A 23,646-nucleotide genomic window follows, 5' to 3' on the forward strand; every position below is an offset into this window, starting at 1 on the left:
ACTTTGAACGGAACGGTTCTTCTCCTTGACGGTTGTGACGTGAAGGAGATGCCTCATGTTTGAAAGTGTGATGTGGTTGATCGTCGTTGCTGGTGGGCCACTGTTGCTGGCCCTATTGATGGCATACGTTCTTATGACCCGACGCCACCGTGGTCCTGCAGAACGCATGGAAAGCGACCGCGCGACCAAACGGCTCTATCGCCAGGACGAACGTTGATCCTGAGGCTGGCGCAACGTTTGCGCTCACGCTGGCCCGCTGCCTCGCGGTGGCAGGCTTCTTCGTTTTAGGAAGTTAGGAATAACTTAGGAAAGATTTGGCCCTCTTTGAAAATACAGAGGCAATTCAGCACGGTAGCCAAATATCTGGCGGAGGGAGTGGGATTCGAACCCACGGTGGGCTTGCACCCACGCCGGTTTTCAAGACCGGTGCCTTAAACCGCTCGGCCATCCCTCCAAAGTGTTGATCCGACTACGTTATTCCCTGCGCCAAGAAATCTCCATTGTGCCTTTGCTACGCACTTTGCAACTATTCGGCTTTTCGCTGGCTGCTTATAGCCGCCTGCAATGCCACGTCAACTTGCTCCGCTGCATCGGCCTGCATCCCGGGCATCACATGCGAATACAAATCCAACGTGATCCCGATGCCGGAATGCCCGAGGCGTTCGCTCGCGATCTTTGGATGGACGCCTGCCGATAACAAGTGGGAGGCATGCGAGTGCCTTAAGTCGTGGAACCGGATTCGGGGTAGGGAGGTCTTGCCGAGAACGCGCACCCACTCATGTGTGAGGGAGCGAGGCTGTAGCGGCTGGCCATCGACCTGGGCGACAACGAAGCTGTCGGCATCCGGACGAATACCAAGGCGCAACTGTTCCTCAGCCTGCCGCGCGCGGTGCGCCTTTAGTTCAGCGACTGTGCTAGCAGATAGCGCCACCGTCCTGGCCCGCCCACTCTTCGGTTCCTTGTAGCGAACGCCGTCATTTGTCTGCTCGGCGCTTTCCTGGATCGACATCTGCCGGCTGTTGTCTCCAAGATCAAGGTGGCGCCAGCGTAGCGCAAGAATCTCACCACGGCGCAAGCCGCACGTCACAGCCAAGAGTATGGGAATAAACATGCGCGTCGGCCGGAGGGCGTCCAACATGCTGGCTGTCTGCACCACATCGTATGCCAGCATCTTCTTGCGTTCGACCTTCGGCGGCGTCGTCGCCGTGGCTGGATTGCGAGTAAGCCGCTCCCAGGTCACGGCTTGGCCCAGCGCCTTGACCAGAACTCTTCGGTAGTGGTGGACCGTGCGGGGGGACAACGGCGCAAGAGGCTTCGACGGCGCGCCATCTTTCTTCTTGCGGTGGTCGACGCGTGGCGCCGTCAGCGCCGTTGTAAAGGCCGCATCAATACGGTCCGTTCTCAGCTTAGAAAGGACCACATCGCCGATGAGCGGCGTCAGCCCCTTGCGGCATATCTCAGTGTAGCGTTCATGGGTTTTCGGTGCGACCGACGGCTTGATGAATAAGAGCCATTCTTCAAGAAACTGGGCCACGGTCTGCTTGGTCGGTTCGACATATTGGCCTTTGGTAATTTCGGATATGAGACGGGAGCATTCATTTTGAGCTTCGCGCTTGCCGCCGCTGAAGCTGTGCCACTTCCGTTTCTTTTTGCCCGTTTTCGGATCTCGCTCGCCGACATCCAAGATTATCGCCCATCGCCCCGGCGACCTTTCTCTGAGATGGCCCTTCACTGCTGTATCCCCTAAAAATTCTCTTCGCCGTTGGCCCGCCCATCGAACCAATCCGGCACTCGCAGTTTCGCCGCCACAAGTGCGGCATGCATCGCCTTGCTGGCTCCGAAATAGTTGGTCGCCTTTTCCTCATTCTGCATAGCGATGTATTGATCGATATCTGGCCAGAGGACATCGACGTTCTGCCGGATGGGCGTCTTGCAATCGTGATTGGTGAAGAACAACGCCCAATGTTCCTGTGCGAAGCGAAGGCGTCGTTCCTCCTCATCGGTTGGATACAATTCCGGTTGAGCCGCTAGTCGAAGGGCACGGATACCCTCAGAGACATCCCAAAGGTCTTGCCAAGTTGTCTCCGCAGGGGTCGCCGGATTGCCAGGAATCGGAGCGTTTGAGGCGGCTACGAAAATCGCGCGCTCTATCGTGCTCGTAATGGTCGCACCGGTGAGCCGTGATAGATAATCGACAACGAAGCGGGATTTTGGATCAAGTCGGATTGTGAGCGTTTCGCTCTTGCCGCCTCGCGGCGTCGCCGATTTCATCCCGTCCGCTCCCAATGTGATGCCAATTCCCTATAATGACACAAAAAACTTTGCAACACCTATTGACCTTTTTCGTCCCTTCCTATCACCGATTGCACTGCCAAATAATAACATTTCGAGGTGCAATCGTGAGATCGCCACAACCCAGGACTGTAAAGGAAGCCCTTGAGCATCCGACTTTGCCGTTGACGATCTTCGGCAAGATTTTCCTGGATCTGTCCCGCAACGGCTCTTACAGCGCCGCCGCGCGCGGTGACATTCAGGTTCTGACGATGGGCCGCCTGAAATTGGTTGCCGTCACCAAAGAGGCAAAGCGCCTGGGCCTGTTGGAAGGCGAGGGCGCGTAAATGGCTCGCGTCAATCCCGATCTGTACGATGACAGCAGCGCCAAATGCGCGTTCAACTACTTCGGGTTGAATGACGTGGACACCATCGCGGTACGCGAAGCCGCCACGCGTATCAAATTGCGGATGCGCCGCACTGTTGAAGACATCATCGGGATCGGGCTGGACCTGATCGATATCAAGGAACGCGTAGGTCACGGCCATTTTATGAAATGGATCAAGGCCGAGTTCAAAATGAGCGAACGCTCAGCCCAGAATTTTATGGGGGTAGCTGAGGTCTATGCGGACAAATACGCAAGCCTTGCGGATTTGAAGGTAACAGCCGAAGCCCTCTACCTCCTCGCGGCACCAAAGACGCCATCGGAGGTCAGGGACGAGATCGACCGCAGGATCGACGCCGGCGAGCTGGTGACCAAGGCAACCTACGATCAGGCGATGGCCGCGCATCGGGCCGCGATGAGGCAGGCGGATGATGACGCCATCGCCACCATGGAGCGCGAGGCCGAAATCGAACCCATGCAGGAGGTTGACGCGCCGGAGCTGCGACACCCTGGTCCAGACCCGGAACCGTCTACCGACAGCATTCACGGTGCCGTTCGCGAAATCAATGACCCCGCTGAAGTTCACGACCAGGAACCAAGTACCGACGAAATCGACAGCATTGCGTCATTGGTTGTGGCGATGAAAGCATTGCGGGACCTAGAGCACTCCACCTGTGAAGCCTTCTGGAAACAGCAGCGTGCTCAAGGCAAAGCGGACTCGATCCACAGGGTGTTTAAGAACGTGACGCCCAGGATCATGATGCTGTCCGAACTTTACTACTGCGATCAATGACGACTAAACGCGACCCGGAAACGGTGCCGGCGCAACGATGAATGATCTTGAGGACTAGTCAAAATGCATTTCCGCCCTCGCGACAGGTCCGCCTCGGCCGGCGACCAAGCCGAAGCCCAACGCGCTGAAGATAAGCCCAAGTGGCTTACAGGGAAACACCGTGAAATCGCGCCAGTGCCATCGATTCGGCTTGAATGGCCTAAAACAGCAGCTACACGTCAAGTAGCTTTCGAGTCATGGCTTTACGTGTCCAAGCAAGTAGCGGGCCTTCACAACGCCAGCTTTAAACTCATCAATCTCATGAAATTTGTAATCGTGTGGAAAAGTGGCACGACAACAGCAACCAATAAGCGGTTGGCGCGCCTTGCGGAGCGCTCCGTTGTGGTGATGGAGCGCCTTGTCAAGCAAGCCATAGCGATGGGCGTGCTCATATCGAAGCGGGGTCCACGCATCACAAGTAATGGTCATTCTCTCAGATCCCGAATCCTTCAGCTATCGTATCCAAAATCACTGCCTGACGGGATCGTCCTTCCAAGCACCGAGGGCCGCCCGACGAGAGAGTGAACCCTCCACGGTCCCCCCCAGGATAATATCGATGTTACCCCCCACGGCTCCCCCTACCGTGGAGGGACCTTTAAGTGCCAACGGAGCCAATATGCAGTTGAGCCTCTTCAGTCCAGGACCGGAAGCGAAGCCGATATGCAGCACCACATACTTCCCGCTGCACCGCCGCGCCGCGCTCGTGCGCGCCACGGCGTTGCGCTTGATATCGCCCGAAACTGGCACGCGGTTTTGGAAGAAGCACATCGCCAAAATGCGGGGGAAGCTACGGCACGATGGCCTGAAGCAACAGCAAATCAATGCCGAGATGAGAGCATACAAAAGCGCGGTGAATGCCTTTGTGCTCGGCTATAAAAAAATCCCTCAAATCGAGAATCAAAAGCGAAGTGCCACCATCCTACCTCTGTCGCGGCCGCGCAGCGAAGCGGAGCGATGCCCGGAGGGCAGTGCGGGAGCGAATGCGACCAAACCCGCGTCGCGGACAACGGTCGCGCAACATCTTCACTAGCGCCACTGTATCAACGAACCTTGCAGTTCACCGCCCCTCTTGCTATGTTACCAAAGCGAAAGCTTAGGAGCGAACCCCCTCAAAACATGGGACGCCCTAGATGCGCTCGATTTCCAAAACACCCAATGACGATGGGCAGCTTGAAGCCCTTCTTTCCTTGGCCAGGCTGTTGGCCAAAGGCGGTGGGCCGTCGATTTCACCATCCGACAACTATGACACCAGCCTTCTGGCAGACATAAGTCACGTGATGAAACAGCTGGTTGCTCAAGAAACAAGGTTGCTGAGTAATCGCGTGACGCTGTTGGAACTCGCCGCCGGGTCGCCAAAGGGTGCCAAGCCCGTAGGCAAAGCCCGCGCCAAGGCGGTGAAATTATGACTCCCGCCGAAGTGGTTAAGATCTGCCAGACTGCCTTCCGTCAGGCCGCCGATAGTGTCCTCGAGAGATACAAGGCCGCCTTGGCACAGCAGGGGCTAAGCGATAGCGAGAAGAGCAAACGCTTGGGCGCGTACAGCATCCAGATTGAAGCCTGGTTCAAGCGCTCAGTCGATGCGGTCAAACGGAAATTTCCGGTCCATTGAAATCAATCTTGTTGTTGGCCTGGCCACCCTCCTCTCAGGCCACTGGCCGCCGCGCTGTGACGCCAGCGCGGCGGCGCCACTAAAGGAGGTGGGGGGATCAAAATGTGGACAGCAGGCAACGCACGCCGAGCGCACGCCCGCCCACGCGCGCAATTATTCTGGCAGCGTTCGAACATTTGCTCGATGCATCGGCCCGATTTCTGCAATTGTTTTACGGATTGCTGCCCTGACACGAGTTCTCAGTCTTGGAGCCAATGTCTGCTATGATCAAAAATGTGGAAAGTATGAGGGCTTTGCCTTTCCCCAAGGCCCTTTCGAGGGCAGAAAAGAAATCGTTCCGTGAAGGGTTTGAGGCCTATTTCGGCACCGGGGAAAGCGTTTCGCAGCCTCAAATCGATAGCTTGATGGATCTGATCCGAGCGAAAGCGCGGCTTGAAGCGCTGCAGTCGATGCTGGATGCCGAACTCCAAGAAATGAAAAAGAGCGGCGTGACGTTCAGCATCGATTTGCTAGCGCTGATTAGGCAGACCGACTCGACTTCTCGGCTTACCGTGAAGCTTGCCGACCGGCTCAAAGCACAGCCCAAGGCGGTCAAGGCCTAATAGTCGCCACCTCCACACTGTCTTAATCCTACAGGTTGACACGATGAACTTCGACGAACAGGCATTTAATGCGCGCTTTCAGCAGCTGCTGGGCGAGCGTACAGGTGCGAAGAATATCGCCGTGGTCCAGGCAATCACTGATCAAGTTCGCAGAGAGTTTGGAATATGGACCGAACCAACTTTGGCCCGATGCAGTTCGTCGCAGCTTGCCGGCGTGTTGCTGAGTGAGTTGGCCAAGCTCGATGACGCGCAAGCCCGATGGGACCTGTTCCGGACGCACTGGTCAGGGTGTGATGACACATATGAGCTTCGTTTTGAATTCTTATCGGTGTTGCCTCGGTTGGTTGGCATGACACATGGTAATGATCAGGATTTCTTTGACGCCTTGCCTAGTGAGGTTCGTGTATATCGCGGATGTGCATCTGACCGAGTATATGGGCTGTCGTGGACTACAGACAAAGCGACGGCTGTACGGTTCGCCAGAGGTCGCCGCCTTTCATATAAATCGGGTCGGACGGTTGTGTCGACGGCCGTAAAGAAAACTGAGATATTGACCGTGTTTCAAGACCGAGAAGAGTACGAGGTCTTGCTCGATTTCACAGCGCTAGGGCCGACAAAAAAGGAGCGCTTCAGGTACTAACTGCGCAGGGGTGATCCGCTGTGGCTTACGCTCGGGAGCGCTTTGGGACGATGCCAATAGGGTTTTAACGTCGCGTTGCGCGGAACAGCCTTGCCCATTTTTCGAACTTTCTTGAATCAGTAGGGGAATTGCGCGAAGAGCTCGCCCATCATTTTCTCGCAAGCAGCCGGGTCAGTTGCAGCCTTGCATTCGACATTGCCCAGCGCTGTACGAGCATTTTGCCTCTTGAGCTTAGCGACTTCCTCAGCGGTCAAAGCTCTCTTTGCGCCGTTTTCCTCGATCGTACATTGGTCACCATAGCAAGTGGTCACTTGGGCCCAAGCCGACGACCCAAGCAAGACAAACAATGAAAGGAGCAACAATCTCATTCGTGACCATCCAAATCTATGAAGCGGCCGGCATCCCTGCCATCGTAGGGCAACAAGACAAAGAGGTACGTCAATGGACCACGATATCGAAGAGCTGTCGATGGAGCTGATCAATGACGCTGATTTGGAATGTATGGCGGCTCGTGCGCTTGAGCGAATGGAGCAGCTTTTTAGAGAAAGACCCGAAAGGGCCGGACGATACGCCGGACGCCTGTAAGTGCTCTGCCTTGTCCAAGGGGCGGCCCTGCATTCCTTGGATCGCAAGAATGGCATCAAGGATATCGACATCTTGGGGTTCTTCGAACAACAGCCTGGAGGCAATTTTCCTCACCGGTGGGTTGGGAATTTTGACTACGGCGTCTCCAAGTTTGGGCGCCACCCCAACGACCTAGGTTTCAAAGGCCGACGAATCGATGTTTTAGGCAGATCAATTGATCTAAAGGTTGGAACGGCTGTCGAGGCCATTCAACTGTACATTTTGACAGGTAGGGGCTCCGCACGACAATGGCGGCAGAAAGCTGGCGTTGCAATCTGGCCACCCAAGTTGCGCGGTGAGGTGTTATGGAAATCATCGTGAGGGCGGCGAGCGGCGGCAACTCCAATGCTTGAAACAATTTTTGGTGTGCCTGAGCCTAACCGCATGGAGTTTGTTCACTGTTGGCGAAAACCGGAGACAGAGCCATGAAACCCATTAGCGCGGCGATCGAATACGAGCAGCCAGAGATATACGCATCTTAGACCTTGGCCCGCTCAGAGTGCCTGAATTCCTGCGCAACTGAGGTAGAGCTATGTGCGGACGCTACACCAAATATCTGTCGTGGTCGGAAATCCACCGGCTCTACCGCCTGACTGCGCCGGCCGAGACCGGACGCAACGACGAACCCCGCTACAACATCGCGCCTACACAGGATGTGCCGTTCGTCACTGCCGGTGAGGATGGCAACCACCGGCTCCGCGAAGGGCGCTGGTGGCTGGTCCCCTTCTGGGCGAAGGAAATGCCCAAGGCGGCGATGTTCAATGCCAGGATTGAGGGCATCGATACGGCGCCCGCCTTCCGCGACGCATTCAAGTCAAAGCGATGTCTGATCCCGGCCGATGCCCAACGACCATCCCGGCCTGGTCGGGCCGATCAACCCGTTATGAGCGACGAACCAACACGGCTTGCCGAAGGCATGACAGCGGCCTCGCGCGATGGACGGCGGGTCGACAATCATGCGTGCGAGCACCCCGGCTGCGGTGAGGATGGAGGCTTCGGCTTCGCCCGACCGAGGCAGCTACCGCACTGGTTCTGCCTGAAGCACCGCGACGAGGGGGAGCGATACCTATAAGCGCATCAATATCGCTATTTCATACGGTGACCAAGCGTGGAATGTGGCCACTTCACCGCAGGCACATGTGAGCTTGCGCACGTAGAGTTGGTTCATTAGAGAGGTCTCAAAGACAAGGGACCAACACATGACCGACGAAGACAACCATGCTGTCGAACTGGCGGAACTTACAGCGGACGTCGTTTCCGCATACGTAGCCAAGAACCCACTACCGGTTGCCAACTTGCCCGACCTGATTGCATCTGTGCACGCTTCATTGTCAGGTTTGAGCAGCCAGATCGCACCGGCTGCGAAAGAGCTTGTGCCTGCAGCAAATCCGAAAAAGTCGGTGTTTCCGGATTATATCATCAGCCTGGAAGACGGCCGGAAATTCCAGTCTATGAAACGCCACCTTGGCCTACTTGGCATGACACCCGACGAATACCGTGAGAAGTGGGGCTTGTCTCGCGATTACCCCATGGTCGCGCCGAACTACGCCGCGAAGCGATCGGCCCTTGCGAAGGCGTCTGGTCTAGGTCGGAAGGCTGAGGTTAAGGCGCCGGCGAAACGGGCGAAGAAGGCGTAGTCCGAACCCCACCTGACGCGACGTCAAGAATCAGCTATCGATTGAGTTGCGGCGGACCTGATTTTACCGCCCGGCCGGCGCTGATCAGGCAATTCTCCCATTGCGGCGCCGGCCATCTTCCATAGCCGTGCGCGGATTGCCCGGCTGGAGTTGATGAACGCTGAGCCGACATACTGCCCGGTCTTCCGATCGGCCATTAGTGCAAAGGCCGGCTTGCCGGGTTCCCGCTCGACTCCGAGCAAGTCGTATTCTTCCACCATGTAGCTCTTGATCTTCAGCCAGGCTGTCGACCGGCCGCTGCGGTATTTGCTGTCACGTCGCTTCGATACCATGCCCTCAAGGCCGGCTTCATCGATCAGGTGGAATATGGCTTTAGCGTCTCCGGGCAGCGCCTGGCTGAATTGGATGCGGATGTCGGCAGGGATCATGCTTTCAAGGATCTCACGCCGTTCCTCCAGGGCCATGTCGCGCAGATCGTGGCCGTTTAGGTGAAGGAGATCAAAGGCAACGAAATAGAGGTCGTGCTGCCGCCGCGTGATCGCCTTGCGCAGTTCGCCGAAGTCCGACAGGCCGGCATCGTTCAACACGACGATCTCACCGTCCATGATTGCGCTCTCGGCGCCGAGCTCTGCGCTTGCCGCCACGATGTCGCGGTATTTGGTTGTCCAGTCGAGCCCGCGACGGGTGTAGATCCGCGTCCCGTCCTCGTCGATGATCAGCTGGGAACGGTAGCCGTCAAACTTCACCTCGTGAGTCCATCCATCGCCCTCGGGAGGCTTCTCACACCAAGGTCGGCATCAAAGGCTGAATGAACTTCAAACGCAATGCACTGACCCACACCCGGCGATTCAAGCCGCGAGCCCGAAATCGGTTCCGGAACATTTTAGCTCAAATGCATGTTTCAATGGTTATGAAGATCGAAGCCGACGAATGCCGGGCAGCGTTGACGCTCATCCGGCGCACAATCGAGGACCACTGCCCGCCCGGCGTGCTGCCCAGCGAGGAAGCGGTGAACGGTCTCTATGGGCCGGGGCTCATGGATGAGGCGGAAGCACTGGCGGCTGCAATCGTCGCAACAATTGACCAGAGCAATTGCGCGCGATGATGAAACCGCCGTCCCCTAGTAAATAAGGGCCGCCACTCGGTGCCCTTCTGGTTTGTTCAGTTTTAAATGGAGGGCGCCGGCCCCAGACCTTTTCCAGAAAGGCCATCAACCTGCGGGGTGATCTCGTCTACCCTCACCTTGTCGCCGATCTCTCTCGCCCAAGCCAGGGCCTTGGCCTTGTCTTTCGTGGTCAGCACAGTGCGCCAGTGCTCCGCTTCAACGACGCTCACAACGTAGGTTCTCACCGGCTCGTCGACCATGCTCCACCTTTGCTTAAGTTCATTAAGGTGTGGTGCCTTCATATTAGCATGAGCGTATATAACTTGGTAGTCGGCCGCATGTGCCTATTTCCCAGCCGGCCAAGCCCGGCGCGTTCTTGGTGGAGCCCGCTACGGTGCCGGGCCACTTAAAACGGCTACCGAACCACGTCGCTCGGAACTTCTGCTTGGAAGTTCCGTACCGCCAAGGCTTTGAACCTAGCGCCAATCTGCTCCGGCGATCCGCTGCGTGAATGCCCGCTCGAACAGCGCGAAGGCGAAGTTTTCAATATTTAGCGGAACCTAATGTGGCGTTCAAAGTTAGGGCGGCCGTTGCTGAGGATTCCGCCGTGAAAAATGAAATTGCCGAGGTTGCAAGATGGGCGGAGGCAAAACTAGTGGATTCCCTCTGCTTGCTACCGATACCGCAGAACCGCGCCGGCGCCAGGTGGCTCCAGATAATGACAACACGTTAGAGCCTAGATGCTTCTGGCCGATCGTTGAGATGCCCGAAACCGAGAACATGGTTGCACCTCGTCACCTTGGTGATCCGGCCATGATCATCATGTCGATTTATCTATCGTTTTGTCTCGTCGCGCAGGCCCTGCTGATCCTGCTGCTGCTTTTCCCAAGCCCCTAAGGCTTCTGGGCCGCTGGGGGGCTGCGGGCCACTTGCCGACGACCCAATCCACCAAGGCAGCCTCGATCCGCTCGCACCCGGTGAAATCGCGCACCAAGGCCTTAGCTAAATCGCGCCATTGACACGCAGGCTTACCCGTCTCCCTTACTAGGCCTCGGAATGCAGAGCGGATAACGTCGGCTTGGTACGCGGAGACGGGAACAGTAGTCGGGTCGGCATCTTCCCAACTTTGCGCCATGTCGCCGCGATGACGTTGACGAAGGCGCTTCAGCACTTCGCGTGAGGCTTGGATCGCCCTGCGCGATTGATCCATGTCCTGGCGAAACGTGGCGCGGTCCTCCATGGACTTCTGCCACTTCAGCAAGGTGGCCGTAGTCGCAGTAGCGGCTTGAGCGATTTCTATGGGCGTTGCAACCATCGCATCCTCCCAAAAAGGCAATGGTAAACGCCACATTAATGAGCCCGCCGAAGCCTCTCTGCAATGAAAAAGAATTGTAGATTTGTACCAGTTCCCCCACCTGCACGCCGCCCGGCCGGTTGCCTGAAAAAAAGTCATTAGTCGGTGGAACCATCGTCCCCAGGGCGCGTTCGCTTTTGCCCATGGAACAGTATCGGACTGGCGAGATCACGCCGCATCAAGAAATGTTGGCGCGTGCTATCGCCAGAGAAACCGGCATCACTCTTGATCAAGCGTGCCTTCTGATCAAACTTATCGGCACCGACCGAAACTCACTCTTGCGGCAAGCGTTGGCATTGCAAACGCGGCGTTGACTAGAGGTCCGCTGAAGCGCCTAGCTCTCCTAATCACTTCGGATAGGATCCTGGTAAAGCGAGATACGAAGCTCCGCCAAACGGTGAGTGTGGCTCGCAAAGAATTTGCGTCAGGCTTCGCGGAAGCTCTTGAAGAGATTGCCGAGCGCAAAGACCATTACCCCGCGCGGTTGGGCATGGCCGGTGCAGTTGGGGGTGCTTGTGGGGGCTTAACCGCACCGGCCACGGCGGGAAGATATGAGGCCCCCCGCGCTGGCCAAGATATAGGCATATTAGCAACCGAGCAAATTATCTCGCATTGCCACCTTGAAGGCTCAACCGCAAAGCCAACTTAATTCCGGGAATATGGGCGGAATTGGTGAACGCGATGTCGAACCCCGGTTGCAGTGAGCATCTTTGGGCTTTGGACCTTGCCGACCTGCGCAAGGAGTTTGGAAAGTTCGTTCAAGACCACGGGACAACGCCTCTTGAGTGGGACGAACACACCAAGCTGTTCCTTGAAGAACGAAGGGAACGCCGGCGGGAACCGGATTCTTCCCAGCCGTTGCGGATTGGCTAGGCTAGTCGTCGCGATCATCCGCCGCCCTTGCGTCCGCCGGCGGACGACAGAGACGTCGCATGCCTCACCAGCCCTGGAATAATCGGCCATCACCAGGCACTGAGGTTACCCAGCCGCAGGAGGGTCCTGAAGCCGCACAACTCTGTCGAGATGCAGGCGTATCCGCTGGCCCTCCGCAAAGGACAGCGCAAACGATTCCAGGACGAATGAGCGTGTAATTTCCTGGTCTTCCTCGGCCACACGAACGGACCATTCACCGAAAGCTTCGACCACTTCCACGCAAGGCGTGGCCTTGCGGATTGGCACCACGTTATCCATCACAGCCTCCCTACGAAAGGCTGATTGTAGGACCCAGGTAGTCGGGACTTCAATAACAAATGCTTGTTCGGAACCGGACGAGCCATCCAGGATGGGCAATACGAAGGCGGGCGAATGGCCAACTTGTCATGCCACCTCAGTCAGGCGAACCCTCCGGGGAACCTTCCGTGAGATAGCCTCTGCTTCAGGTCGTTGGCATTCAGGATGGCCGCCAGTTCTTCGGCATACTCCACGTCGGGAAGGTCGACAGATGGGTGGCCCGCTACAATAGCCGGCAGCCCGGTGAACACGTCGAACACCGTCCACGTCCCATCCGGTTCCCGCCTTACGCCGTACCGCAGAGTTGCCATGAGAGGATGCTAATGGAAGCCGCGAATATATGGTACAAAAAATGCGAGCGGGCCATCGGGCAACAGGCACGCCTTTCCGGAACTTTTGCCGCTGCGACGGGTTCGGTCGGGCATGACCAGAATAGCCGACCTGGGATGGCCCATCCCAGGCAAGCCACATGAGCCTGACTGGGAAGAGCATTCCATGTGTGCCCCATCTGCGGCCAGCAGGTTGACCGGCGCCACTTTCCGCCAGGTAAAGTGGCGCGAACAACCGGATCACGAGCCCTTGAAGTTAGGCCAATAAAAGGGGTAAAGCCTCACGCAAAACGAGCAGCGCATATCGAGCTGTGCCTAGGTCCTACCGGCGTTAGGCCCGACCCACTCACGCAGCTTCAACTTGATGTAGGGAATGAACTCCTGAGAGTCAGCCCCACTGTCTATCAATGCAGTCAAAGGATGCATCAAATCCTCAACTGCCTCGCTCTTTTTGTCGTCCGTTACGCCGGCGCGCGTAAGAACCTTGTGAACGTACAAATCCAGCAACTTATAATCTTCGTCTGGGATAGACGCCATATCGACCTCCATGCTTTTCGAACTCATGCTTACTATGTAGGGCGTTTGTGTAATCGTGCAATCAGGCGTTTTCGCTGGCGGCGCGTCGCCCACCATGGATGCTGCAAGTGCCTGGCCGGTTGCCATGGCCTGCTAACGAGCGCACAATGTTGCCGTCGCCCGAAACGCCCGCCGGCTATGGCCGGCGGGCGTGCGTTCCGCTTGGCCTCAGTAAACTGGAGGTGCAGAGCGGCTATTCGTGCGAGCTTACAGGGGACCAATTCCCAGATTGGCTCTTGCGACGAAGCCAACTGGTATTCGCAAGGTTGTTTTTGGGGACGGAAAGCTGGATCGCGACAAGGATGGGATTCCTTTTGTGAGTGGCTCGCCAACTCAGGCAACGCACCAATGGCAAAGCTAGCGCATCGCCATTGGCATTGGCCTTGCCGACCTCTATAACGCGATTTGAGCAGTAGCTCAGGGGCGTCAGAACCCTTCACGCAGCGGCGCAAGAGCAGCCGTCACCCGCTCTCTCCGACCTGGTCGGGGAGGCCGCGGCGCATGTCCAAGGCGAAAGCCTAAAGGCTGCGGCGCATCTCCTGCGTGAGATGTTCTGAACTCCCCGATCACGGTCAGGGGAGTGTTATGAAAAATCTCATTTTCGCATTAGTTGGCCTCGCGGCCGCAATTTTCGTCGGCGAGTTCATCTGGACATCGGCTTCAGGCGTCTACCAACGGTCGGTATCGGAAAAGCAGGCTAAGAAGGATGAGTTTGATCACATCGTCCTGGAACGGACGATCCTGCTCTGCAAACAGGCGGGATACGATCCGGCGGCGTCTTTCTGCGAAACTGCAAGGGCTACATGCCTCAAAGACGCGGCGCGGTTTCCCGATCTGTGCTAACATTTGTCTGTCACCTTCGACTGAAATTGCGGCTTCGATAAAGGTTGCGCCCACGCGGAGGCTAATCCATTCTCTTTTCGGGGTGAGGGGACGCGGATGAGGTGGTGGCATTTCGGGGCAATGGCGATAGGTGCGCTCACCCTTGGAGTTGGCGCAGCCGAAATGCAAACACTCATGAGTTCCGGCGCCGCTGATAAGCCAGCCCGAAATGACCAAGTATACGCTGTTTACTTCAAGTCCCTATTCGCCGAACCCGGAAAAGCACAGAGCGAGTTTCAAATACTTGCTAAAGAAAGCCCGCTTTTAACTTCTTATGGGATGGCGCTATTTGCTGGTGAAAGATGCGGCATTCCACAGCCTTCAGCCAATTTGATACGGGCGGCAGGCGGCGATGCCGCCTTCAAGACGGAAGCGGGCAAGAAGGTATTTGCGGTAGCCGGCGTGGTTGCGACTATGGAATTTCCAACGGCAGAGAATGAGGGCGTTTTCTGCGACGCTGCCCGAAAGCTAATTGAAGCGAGCGAGAAGGTTGCAGCGGCGCAGAAATGACTGCTGCCTAGCGCGCGCGCCGAAATTTTCTACTCCCTAGGAAACGGTCTTTGGCATCTGTGCGGAGCCGCCATCTTGCGGCCAACCATAATCAGGATACCCTATAGGCATGAACGTGAGGCAAGCGGGCGTTGAGGGAACGATTCTTTTTGGTGTGGGGTCTTACTCCGCCCAGGAAGCGGCCTTGCTCATCAAGACCTCAGCCAGGAATGTAAATCGCTGGTTAAAGGGGTACACATACCGCCGGAATAACGTTGTCCATGACATCGAACCGCTGTGGCAGTCTCAGGTTCCCAACGGCGACGACGACCATCTCGAAATCGGATTCCGAGATCTGATTGAGCTACGATTTGTGAAGGCCTTCACCGAGGCCGGCGTCGGTCTCCTCGCAATCCGGAATTGCATTGAATACGCCAAAGAATGCGTTGGCGATGACCGGCCTTTCTCGACGCGGAGGTTCCAGACCGATGGCCGAACGATTTTCTTGGAGAGCATCGAAAGGACCGGCAAGTCTGAGGTGCTCGACCTACGGAAGAAACAATACGTGTTTCGGCAGGTGATCGACCAGACGTTCAAGGATCTGGATATCGAGAAAGATGCCGTGGCGCGGTGGCGGCCTTATCGCGGCCGACCTTCAATTGTCATCGATCCGGAACGGTCTTTTGGCCAGCCTATCGCCGCGAAATCGGGAGTGCCTACCGTGGCGCTGGCAGATGCAGTAGAGGCCGAAGGATCGGTCGAACGCGTCGCCCGGCTATACGAGGTTTCGCCTGCAGTCGTCCGCGATGCGGTGAACTTCCAACATGACCTGAAAGCGGCGTGAAAGTTCTCATCGATGAGAACCTTTCGCCGGCGCTGGCCAAATCCCTAAATGCATTGTTCGTAGGACTGCATGATGTAATCCATGTGCGGGAGAAATACGGCCCCAGCGTCAAGGATATCGACTGGATTCAGTCCAGCAGCGCTGAGGGGCGATGGATAGTGATCTCGGGCGACAGGCGCATCACCAGAAACGCTCTCGAATACCATGCCTTCCGAAACTCTCGCCTTGTGGGGTTCTTCCTGTCGAAAGGCCTTTATAAGGCGCCGGTGACGAAGCAGATGGAGCGGCTTCTGGCGCTCTGGACTATTATCGAAAAGCAGGCGGAAATCGTGAAGGGCGGCGCGATCTTCGAGTTACAGATGAAGAGCAATCGGATCGCGCAGCTGAAGTAATTCCGCTTATTTCCTTTTGGGGAAGCCACATGCTCACCAAGTCGCACCTCCTCAAGCTTGATCCTGATACCCGTGCCTTTACGCTCGTCGGCGCTCAAGAGCATTGTCGGGCCGCTTCTGGACTATTACTGCGAGCACTACCGCGCGCCCGGCGAGAGAGCGCGGTTCATCCAGTGGAACGGGACAAGGCCCGGCACAGCCACGGGAGAAGGCTTCAGGCTAGAACCGGGCGGCCGCCTTCGCGGTGCTGCATGGAGTCGGCGATCACCTCGAAGACACTGCCGACCTCATCGGCGATCTCTTCGGCGGGGATGCCTTCCTTGTCGGCGGCCTTCATCGCCTGGTCTGCCATGTCGCTTATAGCCGCTGGATCGTCGGTCAAGGCGTTAGGCAGATGCTCTGCCATCCATTTTTCGAAGAAATCTATACCGCGCTTGCTCATGAGAGAATAAGCCAAGAGTATTTATTAGGTTCCGCGCTTGAAGATGCCGCAGCGGAAGAACGCTTGTTGTATCCACCGGGAACGAAGCGCGAAGTGCGCCGGGGCATCAGGTCTCTTCCCGGAAATCTTGCAGTGAGGCATGGCGCAAGTCTTCCTCGCCGCGTAGGTGCTTCACGCGCCCTATAAGGCCCGGCTTGACCCAAACCGTCGCCGGCCGCTTCATGCCCTTCGGCGGCGCCCCTGGATTGGCCTGGACGCGTTCCCATAGCCGTTCCCGCATCGCCCGATTGGCGTTGATGAAGGCGGCGCCGACATAGCGACCGGTTCCGCGTTCCGCCATCAGGGCGAAGGCGGCCTTGCCCTGTTCGCGTTCGACGCCGATGAGATCGAATTCATCAACGGCATAAGCCTTGATCTTCAGCCATCCCGTTGAATCACCGGATCGGTAAACGCTGTCCTTGCGCTTCGAGACCATGCCTTCGAGACCGGCATCATCGACTAGCTTGAAGATGGCCTTGGCGTCGCCGGGAAGGGCTTGGCTGAACTGGATCCTGCCGCCGGCCGGGATCATGGCTTCCAGGATCTCGCGGCGATCCTGGAGCGGCATATCTCTGAGATCCTGGCCATTGAGGTGCAGGAGATCGAAGGCGACGAAATAGAGATCATGTTGCCGCCGGGTGATCGCGCTCCGCAAGGCCCGGAAATCAGACAGGCCGGCCTCATTGGTGACGATGACCTCGCCATCGAGAATGGCGCTTTCGACCCTGAGACCTTCGGCGGCCTTGACCAGGTCGCGGTATTTCGATGTCCAATCAAGACCACGCCGCGTGAATATCCGAATGCCTCCCTCATCGATGATGATCTGGGAGCGGTAGCCGTCGAATTTTATTTCGTGAATCCAGGCGTCGCCCTCAGGCGGCTTTTCCATCAGGGTCGGCATGAGTGGCGGTATGAATTTGAGACGCATGCACTGACTCACGAAATCGCGATTCAAGCCAGAGGCTTAGGATCGGTTCCGCTTAGTTTAGCAAAAATGGATATAACAAGGATTATGGTACGTTTAAGGGACGTTAACCGCGAGAGGGGCTGAGTATGCCGAGGCGGCGTGACTGGATTTCCGATTTTCAGACCAACGTCTATGCGTTGCACAAATTTCCTACCGGCGACCGCTTGCCCCTGATCCAGATAAGACTCCTCTTTCGCGTTCTGGATATGGGTCCGGTCAGATATCAACGTAACCTGTATCGAATTTATCAAGCAGATACCCTGCGAGATTACCTCCAAGAATTGTCCGCAGCCGGGCATCGATGGTTATTCGAGGATGGTTCGCCGCACAGCCAGGATATCAGAAGAGACCCGAACACAGTTGCAGCTGAGCCATATTTCAAGGCTTGGGAACCGATTGGCCGGTATTAATGATCAGCCAGAAAATCGCAGTGCGGCCTGCTGATCAATAGAGAAGCCGTCACGGCGCCGCCGGAAGCCGCTGTAGAGATCATCGACCATGGCGGCCTCCGCTGGGTACAAGATATGCGCGTAGGATAGGCCCTGCATCATGGCCTTGAGCTCGCGATCATGTTGCGGGTTGTCGGCGAGGCATTTCTGAACGGCGGCCTCCAGGATCGTTGCCCAGTTCTGGACATCGATGGCGACGGCGCCGCTGGCCTCACGGCGAAGCCGCGCGAAGATGGTCCTGATATCGAGTTCCCGCATGGAATCCGAGTAGCTGAGACCGCGCCGGCCGGCATCCATCATGAACCGTTCGAAGTCGGCTTGCCCGTGGTCGCCTGTGATGGCGTCGATCATGTCGGGAACCTTCGACAGGATCATGCCGACGCCGCCAAGGATGACCGGCGAGAAAAACAGGAGATCGCTTAAAACCATTGTCATCTTCCTCCATAGGCCAGCATGTGTAGCCAGAACAATTCCGCAACAAACTGCTACGCATTTTGCAACTAAACTGCGTAGCACTCGAAGGTACGAGGCGGGATTGAAGGTATGGGCGCCGCCTCAACGCCTTGAAAAGACGGCACTTGGAAGGACGTAGTGGGATGGGAAGGGACGTGAATGACCGAATTTCAAGACCGGTGCCTTAAACCGCTCGGCCATCCCTCCAACGTGACTTTTCAATCATCTAGGAACATCAACCGACCCAGTGAACGACAGTTGGTATCGAATGATACCTATCCTTCCGGACCAGCTTGCGGTTCATCTAGAGCGTTGCCCATCGCCAAGTCAACCATCGGCGCTGCCATGGATAATAGGGGGTGGCGTTCGTTACCCGAACGGAGCTGCGAACCCGTTTTCGAAGGAGCCGGGATCTAATTGCGATCCTTGCTGCCGACCTGCACAAGTTGCAGAGGACCCAGCACGACAAGTGCGAGCAAGGTAGCCAAAGCCGCGATCTGCCAGAACCCGAGCCCAACCGCCAGGCCTATGGCGCCTGCCAGCCACATGCCCGCCCCAGTGGTAAGCCCTTGAACCTCGCCCTTGGAGAAGAAGATCAAGCCCGCGGCCAGAAATGCCACGCCGGCAGTCGTGGCTTCGATCAAGCGGATAGGATCAATGGCGATTTCCTGACCATCGAAGACGTGAAGATGAGTAATCTCGATCGTGAGGATGGCAATTAGAGCCGTCGCAACACAGACCAGGATGTGTGTCCTCAATCCGGCCGGTCGGTTACGCCATTCGCGTTCGATCCCAACGATGGAGCCAAGGACGGCCGCGAGCAAAAGCCTGGCTGAAATTACGGAAAAGGGCAGCCACGTCTGTTGCCCGAAACGTTCAATGAATTCATCCATGAGGCGCAGAACGTATCTCGGGTCGGTCGGTTCCAGGCAGCCGCGCTTCATGCCACAGGTTCACTTCCAGACTCCAAAGGACAGAGGTCTCGGATGCCTCCTCACAGGCGCCCGGCCAGCCCGGGACCTGGCCGCCACATTCCTGCCCGGTTCCGGACACAATCGATTAATACGCTGATAAACAATTCCTGCGCACAAGGGATGGGGATTGGCGCGTCGCAGGCATTGCTCATCTGGCTCCGCCGAAATTCTAGAAGCGGCGCCTGTGTCGAGACGGTAGGGGACATCGGAAAACATGCAGACCACGACGCATCGGCGTCTTCGTCGCGCTCCTGCTTTGGTGTTGTGCGCTCTTTCGGCTGCGTTGCTGGCCGCGTGCGCGTCGCCGCAGTCCGAGCCGAAAGCCATGGTCTACAAGAAGCCTCGCTCGAAGGAATATTTTGCCGAGACCGAGTACGGCGTGAAGGCCAGCCCGCGCGTTCAGTACATGCGGCGCGGCGGCGGCCGCGACCAGTTGGGCAAGCCCTATCAGGTGCGCGGCAAGTGGTATTACCCCAAGGAAGACAAGCGCTACGCCAAGGTCGGTCTCGCCTCCTGGTATGGCGATGCCTTCCACGGTCGCCTCACAGCCAATGGCGAAGTCTACGACATGACCCATCTGACGGCGGCGCATCCGACCATGCCGCTGCCAAGCTACGCCCGTGTCACCAACACCGAGACCGGAAGCTCGGTCATCGTGCGCGTCAACGACCGCGGCCCCTATCACGAGGGACGCATCATCGATGTCTCGGAACGCGCCGCGCAAATGCTCGATTATGCCAAGGTCGGCACGGCCAGGGTCAAGGTGGAATATATTGGCCGCGCACCGCTCGACGGCGACGACGACCAATATCTGGTCGCCTCCTACCGCCCGGGCAACCGCCCGGACCCGTCCGATGGCTTGCCGACCGGCGTCATGGTGGCGATGAACGGACCTTCGCCGAGCCTATCTGTTGGCGCACCCCCTGCCGTAGTGCCGTTTCCTGGTCAGTTGACGAATTCCGACACACAGCCAGTGATGTCGATGCAGGCACCGGCCTCAAGCGATGTGACGCTGCCTGAATTCGGGCCGATCGTGCCTCAGCGCCCGGAATCGCCCTTTGCCGTGGCTTCGCTCTCCTATGCGGATGAGCGCGTACAGCGCGCCGACGTCTTTGCAGCGCTTGACGACCAGGGCATGTCGCCAGCCGACATCCTGCAATCGTGGAAGAAATCCAACCCGCAGGCATCGCCTGCCGTTTCCGACTATGTCGCCGCCGGATCCTTCGACGATGCCGCCGAGGCAAAGCGGGTGGCTGCGGCTCTCGAACCGTTCGGCAGGACCGAAATCCAGAGCACCGAACTCGACGGCAATGACTGGTACGCGGTCAATCTCTATCCGGATGGCCATGGCAATGTCGACGACCTCTTGCGCGCGGCATGGTCGCATGGCGCGCCGGACGCGCTGGCTGTGCGCAACTGACCAACAAAGGCACGCCGGTTTTGTCATTGCGCGGTTGATCCGCCGGGAAGAAGCCTGATAGCGTTGCGGCAAGTTTCTGCCGGCTAACAGTCGAGCCTCTTCATGCGATTTCGCCTTTTCCACCCTTTTGCCGGGCTTTTTGGCCTTGGCTTCTTGCTTGCCGCGCTGGTTCCGGCCAACGCGCAGCTTTTCGAGACCAAGGCGACGCAGGCTTTCATGATCGATGCCGAAACCGGCACGGTGCTGTTTTCCAAGGATGCCGACCAACCGATCCCGCCGGCCTCGATGGCCAAGCTGATGACGATGGAGATGGTCTTCAACGCCATCAAGTCGAAGCGCATGAGCCTCGACGACACCTTCGTGGTTTCGGAAAATGCCTGGCGCAAGGGCGGTGCGCCTTCGGGAACGTCGACCATGTTTGCCAAGCTCAAATCGGCGATCCGGGTCGAGGATCTGATCCAGGGGGTCACCATACAGGCCGCCAATGACGGCTGCATGGTGCTGGCCGAAGGCATGGCCGGTTCGGAAGAGAATTTCGCGGCGCAGATGAACGATCGCGCGCGCCAGATCGGGCTGCCGAAATCGACATTTGTCAATTCCACCGGCCTGCCGGCCGACGGCCAGCAGACGACAGTGCGCGAACTGGCGCAGCTTGGCCTGCATATATGGCGCGAATATCCGGATCTCTATCTCTATTACGGCCGGGCCGATTTCACCTGGAACAAGATCTCGCAAAAGAACCGCAACCCATTGCTGGCCATGGGCATCGGTGCCGATGGGCTGGCGGTCGGGTCGAGTGAGGCGGGCGGTTTCGGCATTGTCGGCTCGGTCAGCCATGACGGGACGCGGGTGATCGCGGCGATGAGCGGATTGGCCAACGACCGCGAGCGCGCCGAGGAAGCGCGCAAGCTGCTTGAATGGGGCGTCCGCTCCTTCGAGAAGACCGAGATTTTCGCCAGCAACGAAGTGGTCGGCGAGGCCCAGGTGTTCGGCGGCGCCAAATCCAGCGTAGCGCTGAAGGCAAAGGCGCCCATCGACGTCCTGCTGCCGATCGCCAACCGCGACAAGCTGACCGCCAGGATCGTCTATCAGGGGCCGGTATCGGCGCCGGTGGAGGAGGGACAGCCCGTCGGCGCGCTGCGCGTCTGGATCGGCGACACGCTGAGCCAGGAAACCCCGCTTTTCGCCGCCGAATCGGTTGGCGTCGGCACACTGCCGCAACGAGCGTTTGATGCCGCCAGGGAACTGGCCGTAGGCTGGCTGCGTTGAGTTCCTGCGGCGTGGACCTTTTCTCGGGCGCGGACTAAGACACCAGCGCAAAGCAGGACAAAGGCCTTTCGATTGGCAAGCGGATTTTTCATCACCTTCGAAGGCGGCGAGGGCGCCGGCAAGTCGACGCAGATCGAGCGGCTGGCCCAGAAGATGCGCGCCAAGAAATACGATGTCCTCCTCACCCGCGAACCCGGGGGGTCACCCGGCGCCGAGGCGGTCAGGCATGTGCTCCTGTCCGGCGCCGCCGAGCCGTTCGGGCCGAAGATGGAGGCGCTGCTGTTTGCCGCCGCGCGCTCCGACCATGTCGAGCAGGTCATCCGGCCGGCGGTGGAGCGCGGCTCCATCGTGCTTTGCGACCGTTTCCTGGATTCGTCGCGCGTCTATCAGGGCGTCACCGGCGACCTCGATCCGGCTTTCATGGAAGCTCTGGAGGAGGTCGCCATCCACGGCATGATGCCGGATATGACGCTCATCCTTGACATTGACCCTGCCGAGGGCTTGCGGCGCGCCGCCGCGCGGCGTGGCGCCGAGGACGGTCCGGACCGCTTCGAAAAGGAGACGCTGGATATCCACCAGCGCCGCCGCGACGCCTTCCTGGCGATCGCAGCCGCCGAGCCGGACCGCTGCATCGTGATCGACGCGTCGGCGCCTCCCGCTGCGGTGGAGGATGTCATCACCGCGGTGGTGTTCGCCGCACTTGAGGCGAGGGCGCCCGCGCGCAACCGACAGGCGGCGCCCGCATGATCTTCGAACGCATCGCTCCCGAGCAGCACGACACACTGGACGGTGTACCGGAGCCGTCCGAGACGCTGCGCCTGGTCGGCCATGAGCAGGCGGCCGCGATGCTCGCTGCCGCCTATCGCTCGGGAAAACTGCCGCATGCGTTGATCTTTGCCGGGCCGGTCGGCATCGGCAAGGCGACGCTTGCCTTTCACCTGGCGCACCATCTGTTGAAGCATCCGGCCTTCGACCAGGCGCCGGATGTGTTTGCCGTTCCCGATCCGGCCTCACCGCTGTTTCGCCAGATCGCCACCGGGGCGCATCCCGGCGTGCTGCACCTGACCCGGCCGCTGAACGACAAGACCAAGAGTTTCAAGACCGTCGTCACCGTCGACGAGATCCGCAAGGTCAACCGCTTCCTGTCGCTGACCTCGCATGACGGCAGCTACCGGGTGGTGATCGTCGATCCGGCCGACGACATGAACACCAACGCCGCCAATGCCTTGCTGAAGAACCTCGAGGAGCCGCCGAGCCGCACGCTGTTCATCCTCATCGTGCATGCGCCGGGCAGCCTTTTGCCGACCATCCGTTCGCGCTGCCAGATGGTGCGGCTGACGCCGCTCGATGCCGGCAGCCTGATGAGTGTTCTGGAGACCGTCGAGCCGCCGCCACCTTCCGATCCTGCTGCGCGCGCGGCACTAGCGGAACGGGCAGGGGGCAGCGCCCGCAATGCGATCCTTCTGACCCAATATGGCGGGCTGGAGATTGCCGGCACGCTCGACGCCCTGGTCACGTCGGGCAAGAGCGACATCGCCGGCGCCTATCGCCTTGCCGAGGCCGTCGCCGGCCGCGACCAGGCGATCCAGTTCGACATCTTCAACCGCCGCGCGCTCGATCTGCTCTCCACCGGCGCCAGTGAAGCCGCGCTGGCTGGGGATCTCGCGCGGGCGAAAACGCTGTCCGACACTTGGCACGAGGCGCTGAACGCCATATCTGAGACCGATACCTACAATCTTGACAAGAAGCAGCACGCCTTGACCATGATCGACCGCCTGAATTCCGCAATGCGAATGTGACCGGTTTCGGCATTGGGGCGGGATGGCAATCGC

33 protein-coding genes and 1 tRNA gene are annotated in these 23,646 nt (G+C 58.3%); 20 read left to right on the plus strand and 14 right to left on the minus strand.

Annotated elements, in window-relative coordinates; genetic code table 11:
- The first annotated feature begins 55 nt into the window (after positions 1–55).
- Complete coding sequence (locus NLY36_RS00775; RefSeq protein WP_023691300.1) at positions 56–217, plus strand: hypothetical protein; 162 nt, start codon at positions 56–58, stop codon at positions 215–217.
- 147 nt (positions 218–364) lie between these two features.
- On the opposite strand, the gene NLY36_RS00780 is transcribed toward NLY36_RS00775, so the two are convergent.
- From NLY36_RS00780 to NLY36_RS00790, 3 genes are all read right to left on the minus strand, one after another.
- A tRNA-Ser gene (locus tag NLY36_RS00780) sits at positions 365–454 on the minus strand.
- Between the two features lie 72 nt (positions 455–526).
- Positions 527–1,732, minus strand: coding sequence for a site-specific integrase (locus NLY36_RS00785; protein WP_023736622.1), 1,206 nt, complete (start codon positions 1,730–1,732; stop codon positions 527–529).
- Between the two features lie 11 nt (positions 1,733–1,743).
- On the minus strand, positions 1,744–2,271 hold the full coding sequence (locus NLY36_RS00790; RefSeq protein ID WP_156933251.1) for a hypothetical protein: 528 nt from the start codon (positions 2,269–2,271) through the stop codon (positions 1,744–1,746).
- Positions 2,272–2,456: 185 nt separating this feature from the next.
- Here NLY36_RS00790 and NLY36_RS00795 point away from each other — a divergent pair, with 185 nt between their 5' ends.
- The 7 genes from NLY36_RS00795 to NLY36_RS00825 all read left to right on the plus strand — a co-directional run bounded on the left by NLY36_RS00795 (position 2,457) and on the right by NLY36_RS00825 (position 6,339).
- A complete protein-coding gene (locus tag NLY36_RS00795) occupies positions 2,457–2,618 on the plus strand; it encodes a hypothetical protein (protein WP_023736624.1) in 162 nt (53 codons plus the stop codon).
- On the plus strand, positions 2,619–3,449 hold the full coding sequence (locus tag NLY36_RS00800; RefSeq protein WP_023736625.1) for a DUF3102 domain-containing protein: 831 nt from the start codon (positions 2,619–2,621) through the stop codon (positions 3,447–3,449).
- A 655-nt stretch (positions 3,450–4,104) separates the two neighbouring features.
- A complete protein-coding gene (locus tag NLY36_RS00805) occupies positions 4,105–4,518 on the plus strand; it encodes a DUF6074 family protein (protein WP_023736626.1) in 414 nt (137 codons plus the stop codon).
- Positions 4,519–4,618: 100 nt separating this feature from the next.
- Positions 4,619–4,894, plus strand: a complete 276-nt coding sequence (locus NLY36_RS00810; RefSeq protein ID WP_023736627.1) for a hypothetical protein — start codon at positions 4,619–4,621, stop codon at positions 4,892–4,894.
- Positions 4,891–5,097 (plus strand): hypothetical protein, encoded by a 207-nt coding sequence (locus tag NLY36_RS00815; protein WP_023736628.1) that lies wholly within the window; start codon positions 4,891–4,893, stop codon positions 5,095–5,097. The genes NLY36_RS00810 and NLY36_RS00815 overlap by 4 nt, the downstream gene beginning before the upstream one ends.
- Before the next feature lie 263 nt (positions 5,098–5,360).
- Positions 5,361–5,699 (plus strand): hypothetical protein, encoded by a 339-nt coding sequence (locus NLY36_RS00820; RefSeq protein WP_023736629.1) that lies wholly within the window; start codon positions 5,361–5,363, stop codon positions 5,697–5,699.
- A 43-nt stretch (positions 5,700–5,742) separates the two neighbouring features.
- Entirely contained in the window at positions 5,743–6,339 is a 597-nt protein-coding gene (locus NLY36_RS00825; protein WP_023736630.1) for a hypothetical protein, read from the plus strand.
- 116 nt (positions 6,340–6,455) lie between these two features.
- Here the strand turns inward: NLY36_RS00825 and NLY36_RS00830 are convergent, their stop codons facing one another.
- A complete protein-coding gene (locus NLY36_RS00830; protein WP_023736631.1) occupies positions 6,456–6,707 on the minus strand; it encodes a hypothetical protein in 252 nt (83 codons plus the stop codon).
- 70 nt (positions 6,708–6,777) lie between these two features.
- Positions 6,778–7,086, minus strand: a complete 309-nt coding sequence (locus NLY36_RS00835) for a hypothetical protein (RefSeq protein ID WP_156933252.1) — start codon at positions 7,084–7,086, stop codon at positions 6,778–6,780.
- Positions 7,087–7,495: 409 nt separating this feature from the next.
- On the opposite strand from NLY36_RS00835, the gene NLY36_RS00840 reads away from it, so the two are divergent.
- Positions 7,496–8,035, plus strand: a complete 540-nt coding sequence (locus NLY36_RS00840; RefSeq protein WP_023736633.1) for an SOS response-associated peptidase — start codon at positions 7,496–7,498, stop codon at positions 8,033–8,035.
- 127 nt (positions 8,036–8,162) lie between these two features.
- On the plus strand, positions 8,163–8,600 hold the full coding sequence (locus NLY36_RS00845) for a Ros/MucR family transcriptional regulator (protein ID WP_023736634.1): 438 nt from the start codon (positions 8,163–8,165) through the stop codon (positions 8,598–8,600).
- 23 nt (positions 8,601–8,623) lie between these two features.
- Here NLY36_RS00845 and NLY36_RS00850 read toward each other — a convergent pair whose 3' ends face one another.
- The gene (locus NLY36_RS00850; RefSeq protein WP_286461638.1) at positions 8,624–9,346 is read right to left on the minus strand and encodes an ATP-dependent DNA ligase; all 723 of its coding nucleotides are present in this window, start codon (positions 9,344–9,346) and stop codon (positions 8,624–8,626) included.
- A 62-nt stretch (positions 9,347–9,408) separates the two neighbouring features.
- On the opposite strand from NLY36_RS00850, the gene NLY36_RS00855 reads away from it, so the two are divergent.
- Positions 9,409–9,705: a hypothetical protein gene (locus tag NLY36_RS00855; RefSeq protein ID WP_245260302.1), complete on the plus strand. Its 297-nt coding sequence runs from the start codon at positions 9,409–9,411 to the stop codon at positions 9,703–9,705.
- A 62-nt stretch (positions 9,706–9,767) separates the two neighbouring features.
- Here NLY36_RS00855 and NLY36_RS00860 read toward each other — a convergent pair whose 3' ends face one another.
- Positions 9,768–9,965: a hypothetical protein gene (locus NLY36_RS00860; protein ID WP_023716349.1), complete on the minus strand. Its 198-nt coding sequence runs from the start codon at positions 9,963–9,965 to the stop codon at positions 9,768–9,770.
- A gap of 376 nt (positions 9,966–10,341) precedes the next feature.
- Between NLY36_RS00860 and NLY36_RS00865 the strand changes: the two genes are divergently transcribed.
- Entirely contained in the window at positions 10,342–10,602 is a 261-nt protein-coding gene (locus NLY36_RS00865; protein ID WP_023736635.1) for a hypothetical protein, read from the plus strand.
- A gap of 1,435 nt (positions 10,603–12,037) precedes the next feature.
- On the opposite strand, the gene NLY36_RS00870 is transcribed toward NLY36_RS00865, so the two are convergent.
- The 3 genes from NLY36_RS00870 to NLY36_RS00880 all read right to left on the minus strand — a co-directional run bounded on the left by NLY36_RS00870 (position 12,038) and on the right by NLY36_RS00880 (position 13,281).
- Positions 12,038–12,250, minus strand: a complete 213-nt coding sequence (locus tag NLY36_RS00870; RefSeq protein ID WP_023736637.1) for a hypothetical protein — start codon at positions 12,248–12,250, stop codon at positions 12,038–12,040.
- A 140-nt stretch (positions 12,251–12,390) separates the two neighbouring features.
- Entirely contained in the window at positions 12,391–12,549 is a 159-nt protein-coding gene (locus NLY36_RS00875; RefSeq protein ID WP_245260303.1) for a hypothetical protein, read from the minus strand.
- Positions 12,550–12,933: 384 nt separating this feature from the next.
- Complete coding sequence (locus tag NLY36_RS00880; RefSeq protein ID WP_023736639.1) at positions 12,934–13,281, minus strand: hypothetical protein; 348 nt, start codon at positions 13,279–13,281, stop codon at positions 12,934–12,936.
- Between the two features lie 498 nt (positions 13,282–13,779).
- Here NLY36_RS00880 and NLY36_RS00885 point away from each other — a divergent pair, with 498 nt between their 5' ends.
- The 4 genes from NLY36_RS00885 to NLY36_RS00900 all read left to right on the plus strand — a co-directional run bounded on the left by NLY36_RS00885 (position 13,780) and on the right by NLY36_RS00900 (position 15,801).
- Complete coding sequence (locus NLY36_RS00885) at positions 13,780–14,037, plus strand: hypothetical protein (protein ID WP_023736640.1); 258 nt, start codon at positions 13,780–13,782, stop codon at positions 14,035–14,037.
- Positions 14,038–14,211: 174 nt separating this feature from the next.
- Positions 14,212–14,586: a hypothetical protein gene (locus NLY36_RS00890; RefSeq protein ID WP_156933255.1), complete on the plus strand. Its 375-nt coding sequence runs from the start codon at positions 14,212–14,214 to the stop codon at positions 14,584–14,586.
- Positions 14,587–14,695: 109 nt separating this feature from the next.
- Complete coding sequence (locus tag NLY36_RS00895) at positions 14,696–15,409, plus strand: DUF433 domain-containing protein (RefSeq protein ID WP_023736642.1); 714 nt, start codon at positions 14,696–14,698, stop codon at positions 15,407–15,409.
- Positions 15,406–15,801: a DUF5615 family PIN-like protein gene (locus tag NLY36_RS00900; protein ID WP_023736643.1), complete on the plus strand. Its 396-nt coding sequence runs from the start codon at positions 15,406–15,408 to the stop codon at positions 15,799–15,801. Before NLY36_RS00895 ends, NLY36_RS00900 begins: the two co-directional genes overlap by 4 nt.
- A 214-nt stretch (positions 15,802–16,015) precedes the next feature.
- Here NLY36_RS00900 and NLY36_RS00905 read toward each other — a convergent pair whose 3' ends face one another.
- The 4 genes from NLY36_RS00905 to NLY36_RS00920 all read right to left on the minus strand — a co-directional run bounded on the left by NLY36_RS00905 (position 16,016) and on the right by NLY36_RS00920 (position 19,044).
- Positions 16,016–16,243, minus strand: a complete 228-nt coding sequence (locus tag NLY36_RS00905) for a DUF768 domain-containing protein (protein ID WP_023736644.1) — start codon at positions 16,241–16,243, stop codon at positions 16,016–16,018.
- A gap of 106 nt (positions 16,244–16,349) precedes the next feature.
- Positions 16,350–17,210 (minus strand): ATP-dependent DNA ligase, encoded by an 861-nt coding sequence (locus tag NLY36_RS00910; protein ID WP_023736645.1) that lies wholly within the window; start codon positions 17,208–17,210, stop codon positions 16,350–16,352.
- A 452-nt stretch (positions 17,211–17,662) separates the two neighbouring features.
- Positions 17,663–18,127: a hypothetical protein gene (locus tag NLY36_RS00915; RefSeq protein ID WP_023736647.1), complete on the minus strand. Its 465-nt coding sequence runs from the start codon at positions 18,125–18,127 to the stop codon at positions 17,663–17,665.
- Positions 18,128–18,564: 437 nt separating this feature from the next.
- Positions 18,565–19,044: an MgtC/SapB family protein gene (locus tag NLY36_RS00920; RefSeq protein ID WP_031249345.1), complete on the minus strand. Its 480-nt coding sequence runs from the start codon at positions 19,042–19,044 to the stop codon at positions 18,565–18,567.
- A gap of 295 nt (positions 19,045–19,339) precedes the next feature.
- On the opposite strand from NLY36_RS00920, the gene NLY36_RS00925 reads away from it, so the two are divergent.
- The 4 genes from NLY36_RS00925 (at position 19,340) to NLY36_RS00940 (ending at position 23,613) form a co-directional block, all read left to right on the plus strand.
- Complete coding sequence (locus NLY36_RS00925) at positions 19,340–20,545, plus strand: septal ring lytic transglycosylase RlpA family protein (protein ID WP_023701721.1); 1,206 nt, start codon at positions 19,340–19,342, stop codon at positions 20,543–20,545.
- A 102-nt stretch (positions 20,546–20,647) separates the two neighbouring features.
- Positions 20,648–21,814, plus strand: a complete 1,167-nt coding sequence (locus NLY36_RS00930) for a D-alanyl-D-alanine carboxypeptidase family protein (protein WP_023736648.1) — start codon at positions 20,648–20,650, stop codon at positions 21,812–21,814.
- Between the two features lie 72 nt (positions 21,815–21,886).
- Positions 21,887–22,561, plus strand: coding sequence for a dTMP kinase (tmk, locus tag NLY36_RS00935; RefSeq protein ID WP_023696115.1), 675 nt, complete (start codon positions 21,887–21,889; stop codon positions 22,559–22,561).
- The gene (locus NLY36_RS00940) at positions 22,558–23,613 is read left to right on the plus strand and encodes a DNA polymerase III subunit delta' (protein WP_023730621.1); all 1,056 of its coding nucleotides are present in this window, start codon (positions 22,558–22,560) and stop codon (positions 23,611–23,613) included. The genes tmk and NLY36_RS00940 overlap by 4 nt, the downstream gene beginning before the upstream one ends.
- Positions 23,614–23,646: the final 33 nt, after the last annotated feature.

The sequence above is a fragment of the Mesorhizobium sp. C399B genome, from assembly GCF_030323185.1.
GTDB lineage: Bacteria > Pseudomonadota > Alphaproteobacteria > Rhizobiales > Rhizobiaceae > Mesorhizobium.

Bases quoted from the DNA above. Each gene is read 5' to 3' on its own strand.
- NLY36_RS00830 (WP_023736631.1), bottom strand. From the start codon at position 6,707: ATGAGATTGTTGCTCCTTTCATTGTTTGTCTTGCTTGGGTCGTCGGCT.
- NLY36_RS00905 (WP_023736644.1), bottom strand. From the start codon at position 16,243: ATGAGCAAGCGCGGTATAGATTTCTTCGAAAAATGGATGGCAGAGCAT.
- NLY36_RS00870 (WP_023736637.1), bottom strand. From the start codon at position 12,250: ATGGATAACGTGGTGCCAATCCGCAAGGCCACGCCTTGCGTGGAAGTG.
- NLY36_RS00810 (WP_023736627.1), top strand. From the start codon at position 4,619: ATGCGCTCGATTTCCAAAACACCCAATGACGATGGGCAGCTTGAAGCC.
- NLY36_RS00860 (WP_023716349.1), bottom strand. From the start codon at position 9,965: ATGGTCGACGAGCCGGTGAGAACCTACGTTGTGAGCGTCGTTGAAGCG.
- NLY36_RS00880 (WP_023736639.1), bottom strand. From the start codon at position 13,281: ATGGCAACCGGCCAGGCACTTGCAGCATCCATGGTGGGCGACGCGCCG.
- NLY36_RS00890 (WP_156933255.1), top strand. From the start codon at position 14,212: ATGAGTTCCGGCGCCGCTGATAAGCCAGCCCGAAATGACCAAGTATAC.
- NLY36_RS00910 (WP_023736645.1), bottom strand. From the start codon at position 17,210: ATGCGTCTCAAATTCATACCGCCACTCATGCCGACCCTGATGGAAAAG.
- NLY36_RS00885 (WP_023736640.1), top strand. From the start codon at position 13,780: ATGAAAAATCTCATTTTCGCATTAGTTGGCCTCGCGGCCGCAATTTTC.
- NLY36_RS00840 (WP_023736633.1), top strand. From the start codon at position 7,496: ATGTGCGGACGCTACACCAAATATCTGTCGTGGTCGGAAATCCACCGG.
- NLY36_RS00790 (WP_156933251.1), bottom strand. From the start codon at position 2,271: ATGAAATCGGCGACGCCGCGAGGCGGCAAGAGCGAAACGCTCACAATC.
- NLY36_RS00820 (WP_023736629.1), top strand. From the start codon at position 5,361: ATGATCAAAAATGTGGAAAGTATGAGGGCTTTGCCTTTCCCCAAGGCC.
- NLY36_RS00825 (WP_023736630.1), top strand. From the start codon at position 5,743: ATGAACTTCGACGAACAGGCATTTAATGCGCGCTTTCAGCAGCTGCTG.
- NLY36_RS00940 (WP_023730621.1), top strand. From the start codon at position 22,558: ATGATCTTCGAACGCATCGCTCCCGAGCAGCACGACACACTGGACGGT.
- NLY36_RS00845 (WP_023736634.1), top strand. From the start codon at position 8,163: ATGACCGACGAAGACAACCATGCTGTCGAACTGGCGGAACTTACAGCG.
- NLY36_RS00925 (WP_023701721.1), top strand. From the start codon at position 19,340: ATGCAGACCACGACGCATCGGCGTCTTCGTCGCGCTCCTGCTTTGGTG.
- NLY36_RS00895 (WP_023736642.1), top strand. From the start codon at position 14,696: ATGAACGTGAGGCAAGCGGGCGTTGAGGGAACGATTCTTTTTGGTGTG.
- NLY36_RS00800 (WP_023736625.1), top strand. From the start codon at position 2,619: ATGGCTCGCGTCAATCCCGATCTGTACGATGACAGCAGCGCCAAATGC.
- NLY36_RS00865 (WP_023736635.1), top strand. From the start codon at position 10,342: ATGGGCGGAGGCAAAACTAGTGGATTCCCTCTGCTTGCTACCGATACC.
- NLY36_RS00920 (WP_031249345.1), bottom strand. From the start codon at position 19,044: ATGGATGAATTCATTGAACGTTTCGGGCAACAGACGTGGCTGCCCTTT.
- NLY36_RS00855 (WP_245260302.1), top strand. From the start codon at position 9,409: ATGAACTTCAAACGCAATGCACTGACCCACACCCGGCGATTCAAGCCG.
- NLY36_RS00805 (WP_023736626.1), top strand. From the start codon at position 4,105: ATGCAGTTGAGCCTCTTCAGTCCAGGACCGGAAGCGAAGCCGATATGC.
- NLY36_RS00930 (WP_023736648.1), top strand. From the start codon at position 20,648: ATGCGATTTCGCCTTTTCCACCCTTTTGCCGGGCTTTTTGGCCTTGGC.
- NLY36_RS00915 (WP_023736647.1), bottom strand. From the start codon at position 18,127: ATGGTTTTAAGCGATCTCCTGTTTTTCTCGCCGGTCATCCTTGGCGGC.
- NLY36_RS00775 (WP_023691300.1), top strand. From the start codon at position 56: ATGTTTGAAAGTGTGATGTGGTTGATCGTCGTTGCTGGTGGGCCACTG.
- NLY36_RS00815 (WP_023736628.1), top strand. From the start codon at position 4,891: ATGACTCCCGCCGAAGTGGTTAAGATCTGCCAGACTGCCTTCCGTCAG.